Source organism: Pseudomonas sp. AC252 (assembly GCF_979258105.1).
This window is the reverse complement of sequence record NZ_OZ409837.1, coordinates 746,142-768,471: the sequence shown is the minus strand read 5'-3', so window position 1 is coordinate 768,471 and position 22,330 is coordinate 746,142. Positions and strand designations below refer to the sequence as shown.

Below are 22,330 nucleotides of genomic sequence, written 5' to 3'. Positions count from 1 at the left end.
CCCACGCTCTGCGTGGGAATGCAGCCCGTGACGCTCCGCGTCACTGGACGCGGAGCATCCCTTGAGGCATTCCCACGCGGAGCATGGGAACGATCGCATCCTTTGATCTACAAAAAAATAGGCCCCGGAGCTCACACTCCGGGGCCTTTCGCATTTCAGCGGTCGATTACGCCGCTTTCGCCTCCGGCTGGCTCAGCGAGCGGTTCAGCGCGCTGAACAATGCCTTGAAGCTGGCAGTGGTGATGTTTTCATCGATACCCACGCCGTGCACCGCACGTTCACCGTTCACCCGCAATTCGATATAGGCCGCCGCTTTGGCATTGGTGCCCGCGCCGATCGCGTGTTCGTTGTAGTCCATGATCTCCACCGGAATCGGCAGGCCGGCGACCAGTGCTTCCAGCGCACCGTTGCCCTTGCCGCGCCAATGCAGGTTGGTTTCGCCCTGGCCTTTGCTCGCCACTTCGACTTCGACGGCGCTGTTGCCGTTCTCTTCCTGCAAACGATGGCTGACCAGCGCGTAAGGAGTGTTGGCCTGCAGATATTCGCTGATCAACAGCGAGTGAATCTGCTTGGCGGTCATTTCCAGGCCCAGGCGATCGGTCTCACGCTGCACCACCTGGCTGAACTCGATCTGCATGCGACGCGGCAGGCTGATGCCGTATTCCTGCTCCAGCAAGTAAGCGATGCCGCCCTTGCCCGACTGGCTGTTGACGCGGATCACCGCTTCGTAGCTGCGACCGATGTCGGCCGGGTCGATCGGCAGGTACGGCACCTCCCACAAGGTGTCTGGTTTCTGCTGGGCGAAGCCCTTGCGGATTGCGTCCTGGTGCGAGCCGGAGAATGCGGTGTGCACCAAGTCGCCCACATACGGGTGACGCGGGTGCACCTGGATCTGGTTGCACTCTTCGACGACCTTGCGCACGCCGTCGATGTCGGAGAAATCCAGCTCAGGGTCGACGCCCTGGGTGTACATATTCAGCGCGACAGTGACGAGGTCGACGTTACCGGTGCGTTCGCCGTTGCCGAACAGGCAACCTTCGACGCGATCGGCGCCGGCCATCAGGCCCAGCTCTGTGGCCGCGACGCCGGTGCCACGGTCGTTGTGGGTGTGCAGGCTGATGATCACGCTGTCACGACGGTTGATGTTGCGGCCGAACCATTCGATCTGGTCGGCGTAAACGTTCGGCGTCGCGCATTCGACGGTGGCCGGCAGGTTGAGGATCATCTTGTGCTCAGGCGTCGGGTTCCACACCTCGATCACGGCGTCACAGACTTCCTTGGCGAACTCCAGCTCAGTGGCGCTGAAGGTTTCCGGCGAGTATTCGAAGGTCCACTCGGTTTCCGGCTGCAGTGCTGCGTACTTGACGAACAGCTTGGCCGCGTTGACCGCGATGGCCTTGATGCCGTCCTTGTCCTGGTTGAAGACGATGCGACGGAAAGAAGGCGAGGTGGCGTTGTACAGGTGAACGATGGCTTTCTTCGCCCCGCGCAGGGATTCGAAGGTGCGCTCGATCAGATCTTCACGGCCCTGGGTCAGCACCTGAATGGTGGTGTCGTCCGGGATGTGGCCTTCTTCGATCAGGGTACGCACGAAATCGAAGTCAGTTTGCGAAGCGGCCGGGAACGACGCTTCGATTTCCTTCACGCCCACCTGCACCAGGGTTTTCCAGAAGCGCAGCTTCTTTGCCGCGTCCATTGGCTCGATCAGCGACTGGTTGCCGTCACGCAGGTCGGAGCTGCACCAGATCGGCGCGGCGTCGATGGTCTTCGACGGCCAGGTGCGATCCGGCAGGTTGATGACGGGAAACGCGCGGTATTTCGAAGACGGGTCTTTGAGCATGCTCATCGGGAAATTCCTTGTTGTCTGGGCCGAAAAGAGGCGGCCTGCCGGTTGAACGAATGTTCTTGGAAAAGCGTGGGACGAGGCGCAGCGATTCAGCCTGGCAGTCGTGCGCTGACGAGGCACAGGCTGCGGTGCTGGCGAAGCTGAATGAGGGTGTGAGAGGTTTTCATGGCTTCAACCCTAACCGCGAGGGGAAAGGATGGCAAGCAGTCGGAAAAAATTGAGAGGAATACCCGAAAGTCGCGATTTTGCGCGATTTTATTGCGCCTGATTCACTCGAGTATCGTTATTTTTGCGTGGGGCTTGGTAGGGGCGCAATCGAGCCGGCGGTGTGTCATGGTGCCTTGTGGTGTTGGTCAGGGCGCATTCGCGGGCAAGCCCACTCCCACAGGTTATTCGGGTGTACATGAGATTTTTGTACGACACGGACACTGTGGGAGCGGGCTTGCCCGCGAAGAGGCCAGCAGCCTCGACACAACGATTACGGTTGAAACGCACCAATGAATATCGCCGGATCCACCCGCGCGTCATTCAGGCTGACGTTCCAGTGCATATGCGGCCCGGTCGCCCGCCCTGTGGCGCCGACCTTGCCGACCACCGCGCCGCGCGCCAGTTGCTGGCCGGTCTTCACGTCGATCTTCGACATATGGCAGAACATGCTGATAAAGCCCTGGCCATGATCGACGAACACGGTGTTGCCGTTGAAGAAGTAATTGCCGATCAGAATCACCTTGCCCGCCGCCGGGGTCTTGATTGGCGTGCCCGCGGGCACTGCGAAATCGAGACCGGCATGAGGATTACGCTCTTCGCCATTGAAGAAACGACGCACACCGAACTTGCTCGAAAGCGGCCCGCTTACAGGCTTGTCCAGCAGCAGATTGCTCGGCGTGTTCGGACTGAAACTGCGGTAAGCCGCGATCTGTTCCGCCAGTTCACCCTCGATGCGCTTGAGGTTCTCGGCGTTCGGATTGACCTGCTGTTTGTTCTTCAGGGTGATGTGCTGTTCCGGGTATTTCTTGCTGCCCACGGTAAAGGGCAGATTGCGCCCGCCACTGCTGATCTGCTGCGCGCCAGGCTTGACCGTCAGCGGCACGCCAACGATCGCCAGCCAGTTGTTCTGCTCTTTGACCACCAGCACCGGTTTGCCCTGATAAGTAGCTTTCGGCGCCTGCGCGGCAGTGCCCAGATCCACCACGGCGACGCCGCCCGGCACCGGTTTGTTCAACAGCCGGGTGATGTAACTGTCAGCGTGGGCGTTGAAGGTCAGGCAGAGCAACAGCAGCGGAGCGAGAAAGCGCGGCATGGATCAGTCCAGTAAAGAGAGGGTGACGGGCGTCAGGTGATTGTCCTCGACGCGCACTTGCAGTTCGCCTTCGCCGAGTTTGGCTTTCAGGCGCTGGCCGGTGTGGGTCTGCGCAGCATTGCGAATCGCGTGGCCACGCTCGTCGAGCAGGATGCTGTAACCACGACCGAGAGTCGCCAGCGGGCTGACCACGTGCAGGGTCTGCATCTGACTGTGCAATTGTTGACGACGCTGTTTCAGACCATCGCGCATGGCCCGGGGCAGGCGTTCGGCAAGACTGTCGAGGCGCTGGCGAAGCATGGCCAGTTGGCGCCCCGGATGTTGCCCGGCGAGACGGGTTTCCAGACGGATCAGGCGTTCGCGGCGGGTATTGAGGCTGCGCTCGAAAGCGCGGCGCATGCGCATGTCCAGATCATCCAGACGTTGCGCCTGCTGGCGCAGACGTTCGCCGGGATGGCGCAACCGTCGCGCCATGCCTTCGAGACGCAGGCGATCACGCATCAAACGATCACGCATGCGCATCACCAGACGCCGGTGCAGGCTTTCGACCTGACGGATCAGATGGCTGGAATCCGGGGCGAGCAGTTCAGCGGCGGCCGAGGGCGTCGGTGCGCGGACGTCGGCAACAAAGTCGCTGATCGACACATCGGTTTCATGGCCGACGGCACTGACGATCGGCGTCACGCAGGCATCGACCGCGCGCGCCACGGCTTCTTCGTTGAAGCACCAGAGGTCTTCCAGCGAGCCGCCGCCACGGGCGAGGATCAGTGCGTCGAAGCCGCGGGCATCGGCCATTTTCAGCGCGCGGACGATTTGCGCAGTGGCTTCGCGGCCTTGTACGGAAGTCGGTATCAGGGTCAGTTGCACCTGCGGCGCACGGCGGCGGAACACGCTGATGATGTCGCGAATCACCGCGCCGGTCGGCGAACTGATGATGCCGATGCGCTGCGGATGCGCGGGCAGCGGCACTTTGCGCTCGGCACTGAACAGGCCTTCGGCGCTGAGCTTTTCCTTCAGCGCATCGAAGGCCAGACGCAGCGCACCGTCCCCGGCAGGCTCAACGGTGTCGAGAATCAGCTGATAGTCGCCACGGCCTTCGAACAGCGAAACCTTGCCGCGTACCTTGACCGCCAGACCGTCCTTCAACGCTTGGCGCACGCGGGCGGCGTTCTGCCGGAACAATGCGCAACGCACCTGCGCGCCGCTGTCCTTGAGGGTGAAGTAGACGTGGCCGGACGCCGGGCGCGCGAGGTTGGAGATTTCGCCTTCGACCCAGATATTGCTGAACACGTCTTCCAGCAACACCCGCGCGCGGCCGTTGAGCTGGCTGACGGTCAGGACTTCACGGTCCAGGCCAAGTCTTGCAAAGGGATCTTTAATCATGGGGCGCAGTTTAAAGGCATTTGCCCGCCAATCACCATGACACCCACACAAAACCCTGTGGGAGCGAGCCTGCTCGCGAAAGCATTGTGTCAGCGGACAACAACGGGGATGACACTCCGCCTTCGCGAGCAGGCTCGCTCCCACATGGGATCAATTTGATATCTGGTCGTGCCGCCCGCTACTGGCTACAGTCAGCGCGGTCTTATAAAGGATGCGGACGATGAGCATGATGGAGTTGTTGGGCGAGTGGTCGTGGGGCGCGGGCGGTTGGGCGGTCATCGGGGTGGCCATCGCCTTGGCCTACATCGTCTTCGGTATCGCCGGTTTCGGCACAGCTTTGGTGGCGGGGCCGATTCTGATTCTGTTCATGCCACTGTCGAAGATCGTACCGCTGCTGGTGCTGCTGGATTTCGTCGCCGCGTTCGGCAATCTGCTGCCCTCGCGGCGCGAAGTCGCCAAACCGGAACTGCTCAGGCTGTTGCCGTGCATGGCGATCGGCTGCACGCTGGGGGTGATCTTTCTGCTCAATCTGAAATCCGATCTGTTGCTGCTGTTGATGGGCTTGTTCATCAGCGCCTACGCGGTTTACGGCCTGTGGGTCAAAGCGCGGCCGGCACAGTTGTCGGCGGCGTGGGCGGTGCCGATGGGCACGGTGGGCGGGTTGTTCGGCGCGTTGTTTGGCAGTGGCGGCTTTCTTTATGCGATCTATCTGAACAGCCGCCTGCCCAAGGAAGCGGCGCGGGCCACGCAAAGTGCGTTGATCAGTTGCAGCACCGTGGTGCGCTTGAGCCTGTTTGTCATCGCCGGTGTATATGCCGAGCTACCCTTGTTGATGCTGGCGCTGTGTCTGTTGCCGGCGATGGCGCTGGGCTTGTGGATCGGTCGGCGGCTGACCCTGAGATTGTCCCGCGAGGCATTTGTGCGGCTGGTGACGTGGCTGGTGCTGGCCAGCGGGATCGCGCTGATCGTGCGCTATTTCAGCACTTGACCGGATTTCTTCAGGGATTAAGCTGCCGGCCGCACTGACGCCATCGCGGGCAACCCCGCTCCCACAGGTTTCTCTGGTGTACATAACCTTTGTGATCGACCGAGATCCCTGTGGGAGCGGGCTTGCCCGCGAAGACGGCGGAGTGAGCACCGCAGAACTTCCATTTGACGTCGCAGGCTCCACCATGAACTCGCAAAGCATCATCGTCCCGAAAATCTCCACCCTTCCGGTGCACGAACCCCGGGCGCGGGCGATCGTACGCTGGCTGGTGCGCAAGAACATCGTCGAAGAGCAATTGACCACTTGCGGGAGCACCGGCAATCGCATGGCTCACGCGATCGCTGACGGCGCGCGCGCGGTGGTGTTGCATCCCGAGGCGCTGCCGTTCGGCGAGCCGATCAACGGCCTGGAGATCGTCACCAAACGCTGCATCTACACCCCGGCCAAGGGCTTTCTCGAAGAGGCCGGTTGCGCGGAATGTCGCCGCGAAGTGGGCGAGGCGCTGTTCGAAAGTCTTGAAGACTGGTTTCCAGGGCGCACCGACAATTTCACCTGCCCGGAATGCGGGCACGAGGACGACATCAACGGCTTCCTGTTTTTGCAGGAATGCGCGTTTTCCAACCTCGGCTTCATTTTCAACAATTGGCTGGAGGCGGGGTTCAAGCAGAGCTTTATCGACGAGTTCGCCGATTGGCTCGATCAACCTGTCTCTTGGGTCAAGGTGGAGCTGTAGGGCCGGGCTTTTCCATCTATCAATTAGGCTGAGTTTTACATTGAACAGCAGGGGGTGTCTGACTATAATGGCGCGCTTCCATTTTCCCGCTCGGGAGCCCCCGCGATGCTGCGTATCAGCCAAGAAGCTCTGACATTCGACGACATTCTCCTAGTGCCCGGTTATTCCGAGGTGCTTCCCAACGAAGTCAGTCTCAAGACCCGTCTTACCCGTGGCATCGAACTGAATATTCCTCTGGTTTCTGCCGCCATGGACACCGTCACTGAAGCCCGTCTGGCAATCGCCATGGCTCAGGAAGGTGGCATCGGCATTATCCACAAGAACATGACCATCGAGCAGCAAGCTGCCGAAGTGCGCAAGGTCAAGAAGTTCGAAGCCGGTGTGGTCAAGGATCCCATCACCATCGAGGCCGATGCCACGGTACGTGATCTGTTCGAACTGACCCGTCTGCACAACATTTCCGGCGTTCCGGTACTGCACGATGGCGACCTGGTCGGCATCGTCACCTCCCGCGACGTACGTTTCGAAAACCGTCTGGAAGCCACTGTCCGCGAAGTGATGACGCCTAAAGAGCGTCTGGTCACGGTCAAGGAAGGCGCCGACAAGAACGACGTCCGTGAACTGCTGCACAAGCACCGCATCGAGCGCGTGCTGATCGTCGACGACAAATTCGCCCTCAAAGGCATGATGACCGTCAACGACATCGAAAAAGCCAAAGCCTACCCGCTGGCCAGCAAGGACGATCAAGGTCGTCTGCGCGTTGGCGCTGCGGTCGGCACCGGTAAAGACACCGGTGATCGCGTGACTGCACTGGTCAATGCCGGCGTGGACGTGGTGGTGGTCGACACCGCACACGGTCACTCCAAAGGCGTGATCGACCGCGTACGCTGGGTCAAGGAGAACTTCCCTGAAGTGCAGGTGATCGGCGGCAACATCGCCACCGGCGCTGCCGCCAAGGCGCTGGCCGAAGCGGGCGCCGACGCAGTCAAGGTCGGTATCGGCCCCGGCTCGATCTGCACCACCCGTATCGTCGCCGGTGTCGGCGTGCCGCAAATCAGCGCCATCGCCAACGTCGCCGCCGCCCTTGAAGGCACCGGCGTGCCGTTGATCGCCGACGGCGGTATCCGTTTCTCCGGTGACCTGTCCAAGGCCATCGTGGCCGGTGCGTCCTGCGTGATGATGGGCTCGATGTTCGCCGGTACTGAAGAAGCGCCGGGCGAGATCGAACTGTTCCAGGGCCGTTCTTACAAGGCTTATCGCGGCATGGGCTCGCTGGGCGCCATGTCCCAGGCCCGGGGCTCGTCCGACCGTTACTTCCAGGACTCCTCGGCAGGCGCCGAGAAACTGGTTCCGGAAGGCATCGAAGGCCGTGTGCCGTACAAAGGCACCCTGAGCGCGATCATTCACCAGTTGATGGGCGGCCTGCGCTCTTCGATGGGTTACACCGGCAGCGCCAACATCGAAGAAATGCGTACCAAGCCCGAGTTCGTGCGGATCACCGGTGCCGGCATGGCCGAGTCCCACGTTCACGACGTGCAGATCACCAAGGAAGCGCCGAACTACCGGGTCGGCTGACGCCGACAGCTCTAAGCCACAAGTTACAAGCTGCAAGCGGTGCTGCGTCAGAGCAGTGCCGCTCGGCTTCCGATTACTTGCAGCTTGCAGCTTGAAGCTTGCAACTGCTTTTCAGAGTTTCTTTCATGGCCCTCGACATTCACGCTCACCGCATCCTGATCCTCGACTTCGGTTCGCAATACACCCAGCTGATTGCCCGCCGCGTGCGCGAGATCGGCGTGTACTGCGAACTGCACCCGTTCGACATGGACGAAGATGCGATCCGCGAATTCGCCCCTAAAGGCGTCATCCTCGCCGGCGGCCCCGAGTCCGTGCACGAAGCCAACAGCCCGCGCTGCCCGCAGGCGGTGTTCGACCTCGGCGTTCCGGTGTTCGGCATCTGCTACGGCATGCAGACCATGGCCGAGCAACTGGGCGGCAAGGTTGAAGGTTCCGAACTGCGTGAGTTCGGTTACGCCCGCGTTGACGTGGTCGGCAAGAGCCGCCTGCTCGACGGTATCGAAGACCACATCGACGCCGACGGCCTGTTCGGCCTCGACGTGTGGATGAGCCACGGTGACAAAGTCACCAAGATGCCGGAAGACTTCCACATCCTCGCCAGCACCCCAAGCTGCCCGATCGCCGGTATGTTCAACGACGACCGCGCTTACTACGGCGTGCAGTTCCACCCGGAAGTGACCCACACCAAACAGGGCGGTCGCATCCTGTCGCGCTTCGTGCTCGACATCTGCGGCTGTGAAGCACTGTGGACGCCGTCGAAGATCGCTGAAGACGCCATCGCCAACATCCGCGCCCAGGTCGGCACCGACAACGTGCTGCTGGGCCTGTCCGGTGGCGTTGACTCCTCGGTGGTTGCCGCACTGCTGCACAAAGCCATCGGCGATCAACTGACCTGCGTGTTCGTCGACAACGGTCTGCTGCGTCTGCACGAAGGCGAGCAAGTGATGGCCATGTTCGCCGAGAACATGGGCGTCAAGGTGATCCGCGCCAACGCTGAGGAGCAGTTCCTCAACAACCTGGCCGGCGAAGCCGACCCGGAAAAGAAGCGCAAGATCATCGGCCGCACCTTCATTGACGTGTTCGATGCCGAATCCTGCAAGCTGGACAACATCAAGTACCTCGCTCAGGGCACCATCTACCCGGACGTGATCGAGTCGGCTGGCGCGAAAAGCGGCAAGGCCCACGTGATCAAGTCGCACCACAACGTGGGCGGCCTGCCGGAAGAAATGAACCTGAAACTGGTCGAACCACTGCGCGAACTCTTCAAAGACGAAGTCCGTCGCCTTGGCCTGGAGCTGGGCCTGCCGTACGACATGGTCTACCGTCACCCGTTCCCAGGCCCGGGCCTGGGCGTGCGCATCCTCGGTGAAGTGAAGAAGGAATACGCCGACCTGCTGCGTCGCGCCGACCACATCTTCATCGAAGAACTGCGCAAGGCCGACTGGTACCACAAGGTCAGCCAGGCGTTCGTGGTGTTCCAGCCAGTCAAATCGGTCGGCGTGGTCGGCGATGGCCGTCGTTACGCCTGGGTCGTGGCCCTGCGCGCCGTGGAAACCATCGACTTCATGACCGCACGTTGGGCACACCTGCCTTACGAACTGCTGGAAACCGTTTCCGGCCGCATCATCAACGAAATCGAAGGCATCTCGCGCGTTACGTATGACGTGTCGAGCAAGCCGCCGGCGACGATTGAGTGGGAGTGATGGAGGAAGCCGGCTCGTCCGGCCTCCGCTAGGCGCCAGTTTCAAAAGCGCTTAGCCATGCTCTGGAAAAATGCCAGTCAGTTTTGCTGACTGGCATTTTTTATTGATAGCGCCGAAAACTTTCAGGCGCAGCTATGTGTTCAGAAGCCAGTAAGCCTGTCGCAGATCTCAAAGATATTCAGATCGAATCAGATCCGTGTCGAACGGCGTCAACCCTTGATCAGGCGCAAACACCGTCTGCGCCTGCTCCGCAGAGGCCACTCGTTCACCTCGTGCCCGCACATGCAAATCAAAAAGTGTGTGCAGTTCCGGCCGTGGTGTATGCACCAAGGCGCGCAGCATCAACGAAACCCCGCTGAGGTTGTTGTCGACGTTGTTCCAACGGGGCGATGAAGTCAGCCCCAGATCGGCCCAGATCATGCGTCGCTCCTGTAGGTCCATCACGAAGGGTAGACAGATACCGGTGTCTGAGGCGATATCGACGCGGTCGACTACGGTGCGCGGCTCGAATACTTCGCCAGATGCCGTGTCGGCGCGGGCCATCCAACCCGCAAAGCATTCCGGAAGGTCGCAATATGGCTGCCAGGTAAACGAGTTGAGGGACGTGACGACATAACGGATACCCTTCTCGGCAAGAACATCAAGGTCGAGGTCGATGAACTCGGAAGCGCCTTCAGGCGCGTCGACGATGTCGCCGCTGTGGTAACCGCCATAGCCTTTGAGGTTGTAATAGGCGACTGCTTCCTTGAAGACGAAGTCGCTGTCGAAGAAGGCGGCGGACAGGTCGATGTCCGTGCGGTCACGGCCATTCTTCCACCATAAAAACAGGCGAATGAATCGCGTATCGGGCATTGGCAACCGACTGCCGCGTACCAGCGTGCGCAACGACTTCGCTGCGGCGCGCTGTGCCAGTGGCACTCGGTAGTCGCGCAATGCCGGATCGATGAAACAACGTCCCAGTGGTGGCAGCAACGTGAAACGCGCGATCAGGGCGTTCTCGCAAATCTGTGCGGCACGTGCCAATACCTGCGGTGCGATCGACTCTCGACGATCAGCAGTGCCGAAGACTTTCGCCAGCGCTCCTTTAGGTGTGAACGCCCGCAAGGGCAGGGGGCGCGGGGCATTCACCTGGGCCAGCAATTGCAGCAGCACAGGTGAGGACACTTGCGCCGCGACAGCCGCAAAGGCGTCGAGCACCGCGTCCGGTTCTGTGGCACGCCGTAACATCACGTCCAGACGGCGCGCGAATTCTCCGGGACGATCCTGCAGCACCGGCGTAAGCGCGGCGATCTGGCGTTGGGCAAGCATGGTTTCGACACGCGACCCGAACGAGGGCGGCGGATCGTTGCGTCGCGCTGCGGTGATGGCCGCGAATGCTCGCGGATATTTCTCAGCGTAATCGCCTGGATGCAGGACTTCGGCCAGGCGTTTCCAGCGTTCGGCCTGGCGCATCACATCTTCCGTAGCGTTGGGCGAGCGGTCGAGCAGGCGCAACAGCTTGCGACGCATCGAGCGTTTAATTTTGCCAAAGCGCGTCTGCGCTGTTGCCAGCGACACGTCTCCACCATGCAGTGCGATCGCCACGCGCAGCACGTCCGTTGCCGTTTCGACATTTTGCTCAAGGAAGGCCTCGACTCGGGCATCGTCACCGATATGCAGGATCAGCGCGGCACCAACCAGCGCGCGAATCTCGCGGAACGGGATGGTCTCTGGCAGCAGGCGGAACACATCGCTTTTGTATGTTCGGATAAACCAGATGACATCCGCCGCTTCCTCTTCGGACAGCGAGGTGCGCGATGAGACCAGCGGCTCGAGCAACGCCTCGAACTCGCTGACACTTCCCGGTTCGATGACCCAATGAATGAAGTTGCCTTCAAGCATGGCTGGCCGGACCTGTTCGCTGGGTGGCAGGCGCCGAAGTGTGTGGTAGTGAATGACGGCGTTGAGATACAACTCAGCCTCTGTCGCTTCGAGGACTTGATTGGGAAAGTCAGGATAAAACGGTCGGTGATGTACATGAGCACCGCTGCGACGCCGCAGGACTCGAATGACTTCACGCAGCCAGTTCTTGAGTTCGACCGCAGAGAGCGTGCCGATTCGCTCGATCAGCGGCTCGGAGAGAACGCATCGAAACGCTGTAACTTCTTTGACAGCTGATGCGACCTGCGCGCGTGTGGCTCCGCCAGAGCCCGCAGGAACGTGCAGCTTTGTACGGCGCCGCAGGAACAGCTCCTGATTAATCATGATTTCTTCCTTGGTCGCCGTTTCCAGTGAGCTGAAGCTCACCTGTGCAATCGATACGAAAACGCCTGCAATAAGCAGGCGCGGTGTGGAGAGCGGAACCCCTAGTTCTTGGAGGATAGAAGGAAGGTGTTCCATAGCCACGGCGGCATACTACCGGAGGTCATCGCGGCTTGTCAGCCAACCACATATTTTGAAACGGGCTCGCTTGCCAGCGGCTATTACCGCCGCGCCACATCCGAAAAATAGAACTTGTCCAGCGTATGCCGTGATTCGGTGTATTCGAACTGGCGGCCGTCCTGCAGGAAGGTCTGGTTGCTGACGACGATGACATGGCTCTGGCCGTCGAGGTCCAGGTGTTGTTGGTCGTCTTTGCTGGACGGCACGGCTTCGATGGTGCGCTGGGCGTAGGCGATCTGCAGCTGCAGGGTCTGTTCGATGTGGGCGTAGATCGAATGTTCGGCGATGTCTGCTGACAGGTCGGGGATCACGTCGCTGACGAAGTGGTTGATGTCGAGGATGACGCGTTTGCCGTCGATGCGCCGTACCCGCTTGATCCGGGTGATCGGGCTGCCGGGTTCGGCATTGATGTGTTCGAGCAGCGCACCTTCCAGCGGCACCTGACACATCTCGACCACTTCGGTGCTGACGTCGTTGCCCAGTCGCGGGTGGGTCTCTTGAAAACTGACGATGCCGCCGAGCTGGAATTCGATCGGGTTGGTCGACAGCACGAACGCGCCTTTGCCGTGAATCTTCTGAGCGAAACCGCGCTCCTGCAACTGGTCGATGGCTTTGCGCACCGTGCCCCGGCTGGCCTGATAGGTGTCCATCAGTTCGGTTTCGGAAGGCAGCCGGGCGCCGCGCTCCAGGCGCTGGGTGGTGATACTGGAAAGCAAATCGCTGTAGATCTGGTTGTATTTGCTCATGGCTGGACTCTGTGCCGACGGTGCTCAAAACCCCGAACCTTAAGGGCAGGGTAGGGGTTTGTCCATGCGGACGAAGGAAAACATCTTAGGTCAGAGTAGGAAGAATCCGCGTGTTTCTGACGTTCATCCACGGATGCAAACTCGTACAGACGAGTTGTTGCATTAACTCGTACAGACGAGTATTTTTCCTCTCGGCGTGCTGCCAATAACAACAATCCACGACGGAAAAACAAGCATGAGCCATGACTACCCGAACATCGCCCGAGAGCTGCTGGAAAGCCTCGGTGGCCGCGACAACATCGAGCAGGCGGCGCATTGCGTCACGCGTTTGCGCCTGGCGCTGAAGAACCCCGCGCTGGTGAATGTGGCCGCGCTCAATGGCGTCGATCTGGTCAAGGGTTCGTTCTTCACCGGCGGGTTGTATCAAGTGGTCATCGGCCCGGGTGATGTGGAAAAGGTTTATGCCGAACTGCGCCAGCAGACAGGTCTTGCGGCATCGACCATCGCCGACGTTAAACAGAAAAGCGCCGAGAAGATAAACGCCATGCAGCGGCTGGTGCGGGTGTTTTCCGATGTGTTCATGCCGATCCTGCCGGCGCTGATCATTGCCGGCCTGTTGATGGGCATCAACAACCTACTCGGCGCCAAGGGCATGTTCATCGAGGGCCAGACCCTGCTCGATGCCTATCCCAACCTCGACGGGTTGTGGAGCCTGATCAACCTGATGGCCAACACCTCGTTCGTGTTCCTGCCGGCGCTGGTCGGCTGGTCGGCGGCCAAGCGCTTCGGCGGCAGCGAGATCCTCGGCATCGTCCTCGGTCTGATGCTGGTGCATCCGGATCTGCTCAATGCCTGGAATTACGGCAAGGCCGTTGCCGGGCTGGATGGGCAGCAACTGCCGTACTTCGACATCCTCGGCCTGTTCCAGGTGGAAAAGGTCGGTTACCAAGGGCAGATTCTGCCGATCCTGCTGGCAGCCTATGTGATGAGCGTGATCGAAAAATGGCTGCGCACACGCGTGCCCAACGCCGTGCAGCTGCTGGTGGTGCCGATCACCACCATCGTTGTCACCGGCGTGCTGGCCCTGGCGATCATCGGCCCGGTGACCCGGCATATCGGCATCTACATCACCGAAGGTCTGGTGATGCTGTTCGATCTGGCGCCGTTAGTGGGCGGTCTGATTTTCGGTTTGTTGTATGCGCCTCTGGTAATCACCGGCATGCACCACATGTTTCTTGCCGTAGACCTGCAACTGATCTCCAGCCAGGGCGGCACCTTCATCTGGCCGATGATTGTCATGTCCAATCTGGCGCAGGGCAGTGCGGCATTGGCGGTGTTCTGGATGACCCGTAATGCGCGGGACAAGAGCATGGCCTCGACCTCAGCGATTTCTGCGTATTTCGGCATCACTGAGCCGGCGATGTTTGGCGTCAACCTGCGCTACAAATTCCCGTTTTACGCCGCGCTGGCCGGTTCCGCGCTGGGCTGCATGTTCCTCTCGCTGAACAAGATCCAGGCTTCGGCCATTGGCGTCGGTGGCCTGCCCGGTTTCATCTCGATCGTTCCGCAGTTCATCCCGATGTTCGTCATCGGGATGCTGATCGCCATGCTCGTGCCGTTTGCCCTGACCTGCGTGCTGAGCATGAAGATCGTCCGTCCGGGTTACCGGGTTGCCTGAAATCAATAAAGGAGTCGCGCCATGCAAGACTGGCAACGTTCGGTGATCTACCAGATCTACCCGAAGAGCTTTCACAGCCATGCCGGCAACGCCACTGGCGATCTGCTCGGCATCGTCGCCAAGCTCGATTACCTGCAATGGCTGGGGGTCGATTACCTGTGGATCACGCCGTTCCTGCGCTCTCCGCAGCGCGACAACGGCTACGACATCAGCGACTACTACGCGGTCGATCCTAGCTACGGCAGCATGGCCGACTGTGAACTGCTGATCGCCGAAGCGGGCAAACGCGGGATCAAGTTGATGCTCGACATCGTGGTCAACCACACCTCGATCGAACATGTCTGGTTCCAGCAGGCGCGCAGCAGCCTCGACAATCCTTATCGCGACTTCTATATCTGGCGCGACCAGCCGAACAACTGGGAATCCAAGTTCGGCGGCTCGGCCTGGGAATACGAAGCGCAGACCGGCCAGTATTACCTGCACCTGTTCGACCACACCCAGGCCGACCTCAATTGGGACAACCCCAAGGTCCGCGACGAAGTGTTCAAGATGATGCGTTTCTGGCGCGACAAGGGCGTCGGTGGCTTTCGTCTGGACGTGATCAACCTGATCTCGAAACCGGCGGACTTCCCCGAGGACGACAGCGATGGTCGGCGCTTCTACACCGACGGGCCGAACGTGCACACCTACTTGCAGGAAATGCACCGCGAGGTCTTTGAAGGGCATGAGCTGATCAATGTCGGGGAAATGTCTTCGACCCGCCTCGAACACTGCATTCGTTACTCCAATCCGCAGTCGAAAGAGCTGTCGATGACCTTCAACTTTCATCACCTGAAGGTCGATTACCCGAATCTGCAGAAATGGGTGCGCGCCGATTTCGATTTCCTCCAGCTCAAGCAGATTCTGTCCGACTGGCAGACCGGCATGCAGGCGGGTGGCGGCTGGAATGCGCTGTTCTGGTGTAACCACGATCAGCCACGCGTGGTCTCGCGGTTCGGCAATGACGGCGAATACCGCGAGCTGTCGGCGAAGATGCTCGGCACGGCGCTGCACTTTCTGCAGGGCACGCCCTTCGTCTATCAGGGCGAAGAATTGGGAATGACCAATCCGGGGTTCGAGAGCATCGAGCAGTACCGCGATGTCGAGACCCTGAACATCTTTCGCCTCAAGCGTGAAGCCGGCACCAGCGACCTCGACAACCTGGCGGCGATCATGCAGAAGTCCCGCGACAACGGGCGCACGCCGATGCACTGGCACGCCGGGCACAACGCCGGTTTCACAAGTGGTGAACCCTGGATTGGCGTGCCGGCCAATGCTGTGCAGATCAACGTCGCGCATCAGCTGCACGACCCGGAGTCGGTGCTGCATCACTATCGACGCCTGATCGCTTTACGCCGCACTGAAGCGCTGATCTCTGACGGCGTCTATCGCCAGTTGCTGCCGGAGCACCCACAAGTCTGGGCGTACCTGCGCGAGGGGACGGGCGAACGCTTGTTAGTGGTGAACAACTTCTATGGCACTGCCTGTGAGGTCGAGCTACCGGCGCTGCTCGACGAAGCCCAGGAGCAGCGCTTGTTGATCAGCAATTACCCGGACTGCCCGCAACGCACGAGTTTGCTGCAGTTGCGACCTTACGAATCCTTCGTGCTGCACCTGACCGACCCCTGATTTTTTAACTGAATAACAACCTTTGAAAAAACACGCAGAACGCTGCGCGGGGAGTTGTGCGCGCTGAATTCCTGCAACCACACAATAAAAACAATGGGTGGCATATGAAAACAACCATGAATTACAGCTTGGCAGTCGCCGGATTTTGTCTGGCAATGCCTACATCTTCTCAGGCGCTGGAGTTTGGCGGCTATCTGCGCAGCGGTGTCGGCACTTCGGTCAACAGCGGCAGTCAGTCGTGTTTCCAGTTGCCCGGCGCACAGACCAAATATCGCCTCGGAAACGAGTGCGAGCAGTACGGTGAGCTCGAGCTGCGCCAGGATCTGTACACCCTCGACGACGGCTCGGTGTTGAGCGTCGATGGCATGGCGTCGTTGTACAACCGCTACGATCGCAGCCTGACGTTCAAAGAGGACAACGGCTCGATTCGCCTGCCACAGGCTTATGCGCAATGGTCGGCGATGCCCGCGCTTAACGGCGGCTCGCTATGGGCGGGTCGGCGTTACTACAAACGTAACGACATCCATATTTCCGATTTCTATTACTGGAACCAGAGCGCCACCGGGGCAGGTATTGAAGACGTGTTGCTCGGCGGCTTGAAATACAGTTACGCGTTCTCGCGCAAGGACAATCTTTACCAGAAGGATTACATCAATCGCCATGACTTCAACGTCGGCGGTTTCAACAGTAACCCGGGCGGTGAACTGGAGTTCGGCCTGAGTTACATCGACAAGCCCGACAGCCGCGACGCGCACCGTGGCTGGGCGATCACTACTCAGCACGTGCAGCAGGCCTTTTTCGGCGGCAAGAACAAACTGGCGCTGCAATACGGCGAAGGACCGGGCACCGGATTGGGCTATACCGGTAACGTCAGGCTCGATGACCGCAACAAGAGCTATCGCATCGTCGAGTTCTTCGACTGGCAACTGACGCCGCGGTTTGGCGGACAATTCCAGGCGGTGTATCAAAAGGATATTCGTCAGGGTGGCGCCGACCAGAACTGGCTGTCACTCGGTGTGCGCCCGACCTATGCGCTGAGCGAGCAGTTCAAACTGGTGACCGAACTGGGTCACGACCAGGTCGATGCGGCGGACGGCACGCGCAAGCTGAGCAAGTTCACCTTTGCGCCGACGTGGTCACCGAAAGGCCCGGAATTCTGGGCGCGGCCCGAAGTGCGTCTGTATTACACCTATGCCAGCTGGAACCAGGCAGCCAAGCGTGCCGCCAACCTGTTGGCCAAAGGCTCGGCACTCTCCGACACGGGCGCCTTTGGCAACGCACGACACGGGGCCAATGTCGGTCTGCAGGTTGAATACTGGTGGAAATAAGCAAAGCGGCTGCGACCGCTCATTCAATCAATACAAGCTCAGGTGATGTCATGGCCACACCCCAACAATTGCAGCTGCTGGCTCCTTTATCCGGCGTGCTGATGGCGCTGGACCAGGTGCCCGATCCGGTGTTTGCCGGGCGGATCATCGGCGACGGTTTGTGCATCGACCCGACTTCGTCAACGCTCTGCGCACCGCTTGCTGGTGTGGTCAGCGACGTGCAGGCCAGCGGGCATGCGCTCACCATCACCAGTGATGCGGGTGTTCAGGTGTTGATGCACATCGGCCTGGACACGGTGAATCTCGCCGGCGAAGGATTCACCCGCCGCGTTGAAGCCGGGCAGCGGGTCGAAGCGGGGCAGGCGCTGATCGACTTCGATGCTGACTACATTGCCCTGCACGCGCGCAGTTTGTTGACCTTGATGCTGGTGGTCAGCGGCGAGCCGTTCGATTCATTGGTCGGCTCTACCGGGTGGGTCGAGGTGGGCCAACCGGTGATGGACGTGCTGGTCGGCGCAGCGGGCGGCGAACATCCAGCGCCGGTGCCGGGCGATGCGGTGTGCTCGTCGCCGATCAACCTGCCCAATCCCAATGGTCTGCACGCGCGGCCGGCGGCAGTATTCGCTCAAGCGGCGAAAGCGTTTTCAGCGACCATCCATCTGCACAAACTGCAAGCGCAAGCCAATGGCAAATCCCTGGTGGCAATCATGGCGTTGCAAACGGCCCAGGGTGACAGCGTGCAGGTCAGCGCCGAAGGTGAAGATGCCGAAGCAGCGGTCGCAGCGCTGAGCCGCTTGCTGAGCGAAGGCTGCGGCGAAGCGGTGACAGCGTCCGCGCCGGTCGAAGCTGTTGCAGCAGAAATGCCGAACATCCTGCGCGGTGTCTGCGCCTCGCCCGGTTCGGCGTTGGGGCAAGTCATGCAGATCGTCGAAGCATCGCTACTGGTCAACGAGTTCGGCGCCGAGCCGCCAATCGAACTGGAGGCCTTGAGCCAGGCCCTGATCGAAGCCGACATGGCCCTGCAACATCTGCGCGACACCGCCAGCGGCCAGGCGCAGGCGGAAATCTTCAAGGCGCATCAGGAACTGCTGGCCGACCCGAGCCTGCTGGATCAGGCCGGGGCGCTGATCGACGCGGGCAAAAGCGCGGCATTCGCCTGGAAGACCAGCACCGACGCAACGGCGGCGATGTTCCGCTCGCTGGGCAATGCCTTGTTGGCCGAACGCGCGGCGGATCTGGATGATGTCGGCCAGCGCGTGCTGAAGCTGATTCTCGGTGTGCACGAGCAAGCGCTGGAGTTGCCGGACGACACAATTCTGATCGCCGATCAACTGACCCCTTCGCAGACCGCCGGGCTCGATACGCGCAAGGTGCTCGGGTTTGCCACCGTTGGCGGCGGCGCTACCAGCCATGTCGCGATCCTCGCGCGGGCCTGTGGCTTGCCTGCGATCTGTGGCATGCCGCTGCAAATGCTCGGGCTCGACAATGGCACGCGGGTCCTGCTCGATGCCGACAAAGGCGAACTGCAATTGCACCCTGACGCCGAGTCCATCGATCAATTGCGCACGCGGCATGAGCGCCAGCGCCAGCGTCATCAGCAGGAACTGGCGCAGGCCAGCGAGGCGGCTTGTACCCGTGACGGTCAGCACATCGAAGTCACCGCCAACATTGCCTCGCAGGAAGAAACCGCCCAGGCCATGGAGCTTGGCGCGAGTGGCGTTGGACTGCTGCGTTCGGAGTTTCTCTACCTGGGTCGCCAGCAAGCGCCGAGCCACGATGAACAAGTGGCCACCTACAGCGCCATCGCCCGCACTATCGGGCCGGCACACAATCTCGTGGTGCGCACCCTCGATGTCGGCGGGGACAAGCCGCTGGCCTATGTGCCGATGGACAGCGAAACCAATCCCTTCCTCGGTTTGCGCGGTATTCGCCTGTGCCTTGAGCGCCCGCAATTGTTGCGTGAGCAATTTCGCGCCGTGCTGGCCTGCTCGGAGCTGACGCGTCTGCACATCATGTTGCCGATGGTCACGAATCTGGCCGAGCTGCGTCGGGCACGGCAGATCCTCGAACAGGAGGCGCGCGTGCTGGGCCTGGCGCACCTGCCGAAACTTGGAATCATGATCGAAGTGCCGGCCGCCGCGCTGATGGCCGATGTGCTGGCGCCGCACGTGGATTTTTTCTCCATCGGCACCAACGACCTCACCCAATACACGCTCGCCATGGACCGCGATCATCCGCGTCTGGCCAGTCAGGCGGACAGCTTTCACCCTTCGGTGCTGCGCCTGATCGCGATGACGGTGAAGGCTGCCCATGCCCACGGCAAATGGGTCGGCGTTTGCGGCGCCATGGCGTCTGAACGCCTTGCGGTGCCGTTGCTGCTGGGGCTGGGTGTGGATGAGCTGTCGGTGAGCGTGCCGTTGATTCCGGCGATCAAGTCGGCGGTGCGCGAAGTGAATCTGGCCGACTGTCGCATCATCGCCGAACAGGTCTCGAGCCTCGAAAGCGCCGCCGACGTGCGCGAAGCCTTGCAGCAGTTTCATGGGGCGAAAGTCGATGCCTCGCCGGTTATGGAGAATTGAACATGTTCGACAAATTGCAGCAGGCATTCTGGAAGGCACTGACGCCGGATCTGGTACCGGACGAGGCAAACATTACCGCCGATGCGGTTGCCGGCTTGAACGCCGAGATCGTAGCGGCGCTGGGCGGTGTGGCTAACATCAAGTCGCAGCAACCGCTGGCGCTGACCCGGGTGCGCGTGACCTTGCATGACGAGGCCCGTGTCGACCGTCAGGCCCTGCGTGTGGCCGGTGTGGCGGGCGTCATGCCGCTTGAGGGCGGCGTGCTGCACCTGATTACCGGGCTGCGCGCATAAGGCCGACAAGACGTGCGGCCGCAGGTCGCCCTTACTGTTTCTCAACTGCGGGTGTATCGTATTCGCCTTTTTGCGGGTCCCTCGGGATCTGTCGCTGATACGTGAGGTAGTTGAGTTCATGTCCTTTACCCGTCGCCAAATTCTCGGTGGCCTGGCCGGTCTTGTAGTCGTTGGCGTAGGCGCGGGAGGCGCGTCGCGTTACTGGCTGGGCAAGATGGCCGACGCCGAGGCCGGCCACGACTATGAACTGATCGCCGCGCCGCTCGACGTCGAGCTGGTGCCGGGGCACAAGACCGAGGCCTGGGCGTTCGGCCCGTCGGCGCCGGGCACCGAGTTGCGCGTGCGTCAGGGCGAATGGTTGCGGGTGCGTTTCATCAATCACCTGCCCGTGGCGACCACCATTCACTGGCACGGTATCCGCCTGCCGCTGGAAATGGACGGCGTGCCCTACGTATCGCAACTGCCGGTGCTGCCGGGCGAATACTTCGACTACAAATTCCGCGTGCCGGACGCCGGCAGCTACTGGTATCACCCGCATGTCAGCAGCAGCGAAGAACTGGGTCGTGGGCTGGTCGGGCCGCTAATCATCGAAGAGCGCGAGCCCACCGGTTTCAAGTACGAGAAAACCCTCAGCCTGAAGAACTGGCATGTCGATGAGCAAGGCCAGTTCGTCGAGTTCAGTATCCCGCGCGAAGCGGCCCGTGGCGGTACCGCCGGGCGCCTGTCGACGATCAATGGCGTGCCGTTGCCGGTGATCGATCTGCCGGCCGGGCAGATCACTCGGGTGCGCTTGCTCAACCTAGACAACACCCTGACCTATCGCATCAACATTCCGGGCGTCGAAGCGAAGATCTACGCGCTGGACGGCAATCCGATCGAACCTCGGCCATTGGGCAAGGAATACTGGCTCGGCCCTGGCATGCGCATTTGCCTGGCGATCAAGGCGCCAGCGGCGGGTGAAGAGTTGTCGCTGCGCAACGGCCCGGTTCGTCTGGGCACGCTGCGGTCAGTCGCCAACACCGATGCGCCAACGGACTGGCCGAAAGCCCTGCCGGCCAACCCGGTGGCCGAGCCGGACCTGGCCAATGCGGAGAAACTCAACTTCAATTTCGAATGGGTCGGCTCGGTCTCGGTGAACACCGAAAACGGCAAACCGCCGAGCCTGTGGCAGATCAACGGCAAGGCCTGGGACATCACCGACAAGACCTGCGCCGACCGGCCGATTGCCACTCTGAAACTCGGCCAGAGCTATATTTTCGAATTGAAGAATATGACCCAGTACCAGCACCCGATCCACCTGCACGGCATGAGCTTCAAGGTGATCGCGTCGAACCGGCACAAGGTCGTGCCGTATTTCACCGACACCTATCTGCTGGGCAAGAACGAGCGTGCGCAAGTGGCGCTGGTGGCGGATAACCCGGGGGTGTGGATGTTCCACTGCCATGTCATCGACCATATGGAAACCGGCCTGATGGCCGCGATCGAGGTGAAGTGATGCGCCAGATACGCCCGGCGGCGATCATCGACCGCAGCCGCGACCGCGACTTCATGCGCGAAGCCCTGATCCTCGCCGCACAGGGCGCCGCCCTCGGTGAAGTGCCGGTGGGCGCAGTGCTGGTGCACGATGGCGTGATCATCGGTCGCGGCTTCAATTGCCCGATCAGCACCAGCGACCCAAGTGCCCATGCGGAAATGGTCGCGATCCGCGCCGCCGCGCAGGCAGTGGATAACTATCGCCTGCCGGGCAGCACGCTGTATGTAACGCTGGAACCGTGCAGCATGTGCGCCGGGCTGATCGTGCATTCACGGGTGGCGCGGGTGGTGTATGGCGCGCTGGAGCCCAAGGCCGGGATTGTGCAGAGTCAGGGACAGTTTTTTACCCAGGGTTTTTGAACCACCGGGTGTTGTATGAGGGGGGTGCTGGCTGAAGAATGTGGCGCAGTGCTGACCGAATTTTTCCGCGCCAGGCGCACAAAACCCGCTGAATAAATACCGCCCCATTGTAGAAGCGAGCAGGTTCACTTGCTCAAAAGACGGCATTTCAACGGCAGAAATGCGCTTGCAATGTGGGAGCGGGCTTGCTCGCGAA

The 22,330-nt window shown here is 60.9% G+C and carries 15 protein-coding genes and 1 pseudogene; 11 read left to right on the top strand and 5 right to left on the bottom strand.

Translation table 11 applies throughout. The annotated features are described in order from the left end of the window. Positions 1-166: 166 nt before the first annotated feature. The 3 genes from leuA to xseA all read right to left on the bottom strand — a co-directional run bounded on the left by leuA (position 167) and on the right by xseA (position 4,529). Positions 167-1,846, bottom strand: coding sequence for a 2-isopropylmalate synthase (gene leuA, locus ACZZZ4_RS03495; protein WP_253495674.1), 1,680 nt, complete (start codon positions 1,844-1,846; stop codon positions 167-169). A gap of 478 nt (positions 1,847-2,324) precedes the next feature. Next, positions 2,325-3,146 carry a peptidoglycan DD-metalloendopeptidase family protein gene (locus ACZZZ4_RS03490; protein ID WP_463547266.1) on the bottom strand — a complete coding sequence of 274 codons (822 nt, stop codon included), beginning with the start codon at positions 3,144-3,146 and terminating at the stop codon, positions 2,325-2,327. 3 nt (positions 3,147-3,149) lie between these two features. Next, the gene (xseA, locus tag ACZZZ4_RS03485; protein WP_463547265.1) at positions 3,150-4,529 is read right to left on the bottom strand and encodes an exodeoxyribonuclease VII large subunit; all 1,380 of its coding nucleotides are present in this window, start codon (positions 4,527-4,529) and stop codon (positions 3,150-3,152) included. A 220-nt stretch (positions 4,530-4,749) separates the two neighbouring features. Between xseA and ACZZZ4_RS03480 the strand changes: the two genes are divergently transcribed. The 4 genes from ACZZZ4_RS03480 (at position 4,750) to guaA (ending at position 9,528) form a co-directional block, all read left to right on the top strand. Then, complete coding sequence (locus ACZZZ4_RS03480) at positions 4,750-5,517, top strand: sulfite exporter TauE/SafE family protein (protein WP_463547264.1); 768 nt, start codon at positions 4,750-4,752, stop codon at positions 5,515-5,517. Between the two features lie 184 nt (positions 5,518-5,701). Further along, positions 5,702-6,250: a sugar ABC transporter ATPase gene (locus ACZZZ4_RS03475; protein ID WP_463547263.1), complete on the top strand. Its 549-nt coding sequence runs from the start codon at positions 5,702-5,704 to the stop codon at positions 6,248-6,250. 105 nt (positions 6,251-6,355) lie between these two features. Next, a complete protein-coding gene (guaB, locus tag ACZZZ4_RS03470) occupies positions 6,356-7,825 on the top strand; it encodes an IMP dehydrogenase (RefSeq protein WP_463547262.1) in 1,470 nt (489 codons plus the stop codon). A 125-nt stretch (positions 7,826-7,950) separates the two neighbouring features. Next, entirely contained in the window at positions 7,951-9,528 is a 1,578-nt protein-coding gene (gene guaA / locus ACZZZ4_RS03465) for a glutamine-hydrolyzing GMP synthase (protein WP_016773344.1), read from the top strand. A gap of 168 nt (positions 9,529-9,696) precedes the next feature. On the opposite strand, the gene ACZZZ4_RS03460 is transcribed toward guaA, so the two are convergent. Together ACZZZ4_RS03460 and treR are read right to left on the bottom strand one after the other, a co-directional pair. Then, positions 9,697-11,907 carry a TerD family protein gene (locus tag ACZZZ4_RS03460; protein WP_463549248.1) on the bottom strand — a complete coding sequence of 737 codons (2,211 nt, stop codon included), beginning with the start codon at positions 11,905-11,907 and terminating at the stop codon, positions 9,697-9,699. A gap of 83 nt (positions 11,908-11,990) precedes the next feature. After that, the gene (gene treR, locus ACZZZ4_RS03455) at positions 11,991-12,695 is read right to left on the bottom strand and encodes a trehalose operon repressor (RefSeq protein WP_463547261.1); all 705 of its coding nucleotides are present in this window, start codon (positions 12,693-12,695) and stop codon (positions 11,991-11,993) included. A gap of 235 nt (positions 12,696-12,930) precedes the next feature. On the opposite strand from treR, the gene treP reads away from it, so the two are divergent. From treP to tadA, 7 genes and pseudogenes are all read left to right on the top strand, one after another. Beyond that, complete coding sequence (gene treP / locus ACZZZ4_RS03450; RefSeq protein ID WP_415761568.1) at positions 12,931-14,373, top strand: PTS system trehalose-specific EIIBC component; 1,443 nt, start codon at positions 12,931-12,933, stop codon at positions 14,371-14,373. A gap of 21 nt (positions 14,374-14,394) precedes the next feature. Further along, the gene (gene treC, locus ACZZZ4_RS03445) at positions 14,395-16,041 is read left to right on the top strand and encodes an alpha,alpha-phosphotrehalase (RefSeq protein ID WP_463547260.1); all 1,647 of its coding nucleotides are present in this window, start codon (positions 14,395-14,397) and stop codon (positions 16,039-16,041) included. Positions 16,042-16,145: 104 nt separating this feature from the next. After that, positions 16,146-17,369 carry a carbohydrate porin gene (locus ACZZZ4_RS03440; protein WP_463547259.1) on the top strand — a complete coding sequence of 408 codons (1,224 nt, stop codon included), beginning with the start codon at positions 16,146-16,148 and terminating at the stop codon, positions 17,367-17,369. A 50-nt stretch (positions 17,370-17,419) separates the two neighbouring features. Beyond that, positions 17,420-19,948, top strand: coding sequence for a phosphoenolpyruvate--protein phosphotransferase (gene ptsP / locus ACZZZ4_RS03435; protein ID WP_463547258.1), 2,529 nt, complete (start codon positions 17,420-17,422; stop codon positions 19,946-19,948). Between the two features lie 2 nt (positions 19,949-19,950). Further along, entirely contained in the window at positions 19,951-20,241 is a 291-nt protein-coding gene (locus ACZZZ4_RS03430) for a PTS transporter subunit EIIB (protein ID WP_463547257.1), read from the top strand. Positions 20,242-20,359: 118 nt separating this feature from the next. After that, the gene (locus tag ACZZZ4_RS03425; RefSeq protein WP_463538706.1) at positions 20,360-21,736 is read left to right on the top strand and encodes a multicopper oxidase family protein; all 1,377 of its coding nucleotides are present in this window, start codon (positions 20,360-20,362) and stop codon (positions 21,734-21,736) included. Next, a pseudogene (gene tadA / locus ACZZZ4_RS03420) lies at positions 21,736-22,230 on the top strand (tRNA adenosine(34) deaminase TadA). Before ACZZZ4_RS03425 ends, tadA begins: the two are co-directional and overlap by 1 nt. Positions 22,231-22,330 lie beyond the last annotated feature (100 nt).

What these genes read in the sequence shown, in the direction of transcription:
- leuA (WP_253495674.1), bottom strand. Translation starts at nt 1,846, where the DNA reads ATGAGCATGCTCAAAGACCCGTCTTCGAAATACCGCGCGTTTCCCGTC.
- ACZZZ4_RS03490 (WP_463547266.1), bottom strand. Translation starts at nt 3,146, where the DNA reads ATGCCGCGCTTTCTCGCTCCGCTGCTGTTGCTCTGCCTGACCTTCAAC.
- xseA (WP_463547265.1), bottom strand. Translation starts at nt 4,529, where the DNA reads ATGATTAAAGATCCCTTTGCAAGACTTGGCCTGGACCGTGAAGTCCTG.
- ACZZZ4_RS03480 (WP_463547264.1), top strand. Translation starts at nt 4,750, where the DNA reads ATGAGCATGATGGAGTTGTTGGGCGAGTGGTCGTGGGGCGCGGGCGGT.
- ACZZZ4_RS03475 (WP_463547263.1), top strand. Translation starts at nt 5,702, where the DNA reads ATGAACTCGCAAAGCATCATCGTCCCGAAAATCTCCACCCTTCCGGTG.
- guaB (WP_463547262.1), top strand. Translation starts at nt 6,356, where the DNA reads ATGCTGCGTATCAGCCAAGAAGCTCTGACATTCGACGACATTCTCCTA.
- guaA (WP_016773344.1), top strand. Translation starts at nt 7,951, where the DNA reads ATGGCCCTCGACATTCACGCTCACCGCATCCTGATCCTCGACTTCGGT.
- ACZZZ4_RS03460 (WP_463549248.1), bottom strand. Translation starts at nt 11,907, where the DNA reads ATGGAACACCTTCCTTCTATCCTCCAAGAACTAGGGGTTCCGCTCTCC.
- treR (WP_463547261.1), bottom strand. Translation starts at nt 12,695, where the DNA reads ATGAGCAAATACAACCAGATCTACAGCGATTTGCTTTCCAGTATCACC.
- treP (WP_415761568.1), top strand. Translation starts at nt 12,931, where the DNA reads ATGAGCCATGACTACCCGAACATCGCCCGAGAGCTGCTGGAAAGCCTC.
- treC (WP_463547260.1), top strand. Translation starts at nt 14,395, where the DNA reads ATGCAAGACTGGCAACGTTCGGTGATCTACCAGATCTACCCGAAGAGC.
- ACZZZ4_RS03440 (WP_463547259.1), top strand. Translation starts at nt 16,146, where the DNA reads ATGAAAACAACCATGAATTACAGCTTGGCAGTCGCCGGATTTTGTCTG.
- ptsP (WP_463547258.1), top strand. Translation starts at nt 17,420, where the DNA reads ATGGCCACACCCCAACAATTGCAGCTGCTGGCTCCTTTATCCGGCGTG.
- ACZZZ4_RS03430 (WP_463547257.1), top strand. Translation starts at nt 19,951, where the DNA reads ATGTTCGACAAATTGCAGCAGGCATTCTGGAAGGCACTGACGCCGGAT.
- ACZZZ4_RS03425 (WP_463538706.1), top strand. Translation starts at nt 20,360, where the DNA reads ATGTCCTTTACCCGTCGCCAAATTCTCGGTGGCCTGGCCGGTCTTGTA.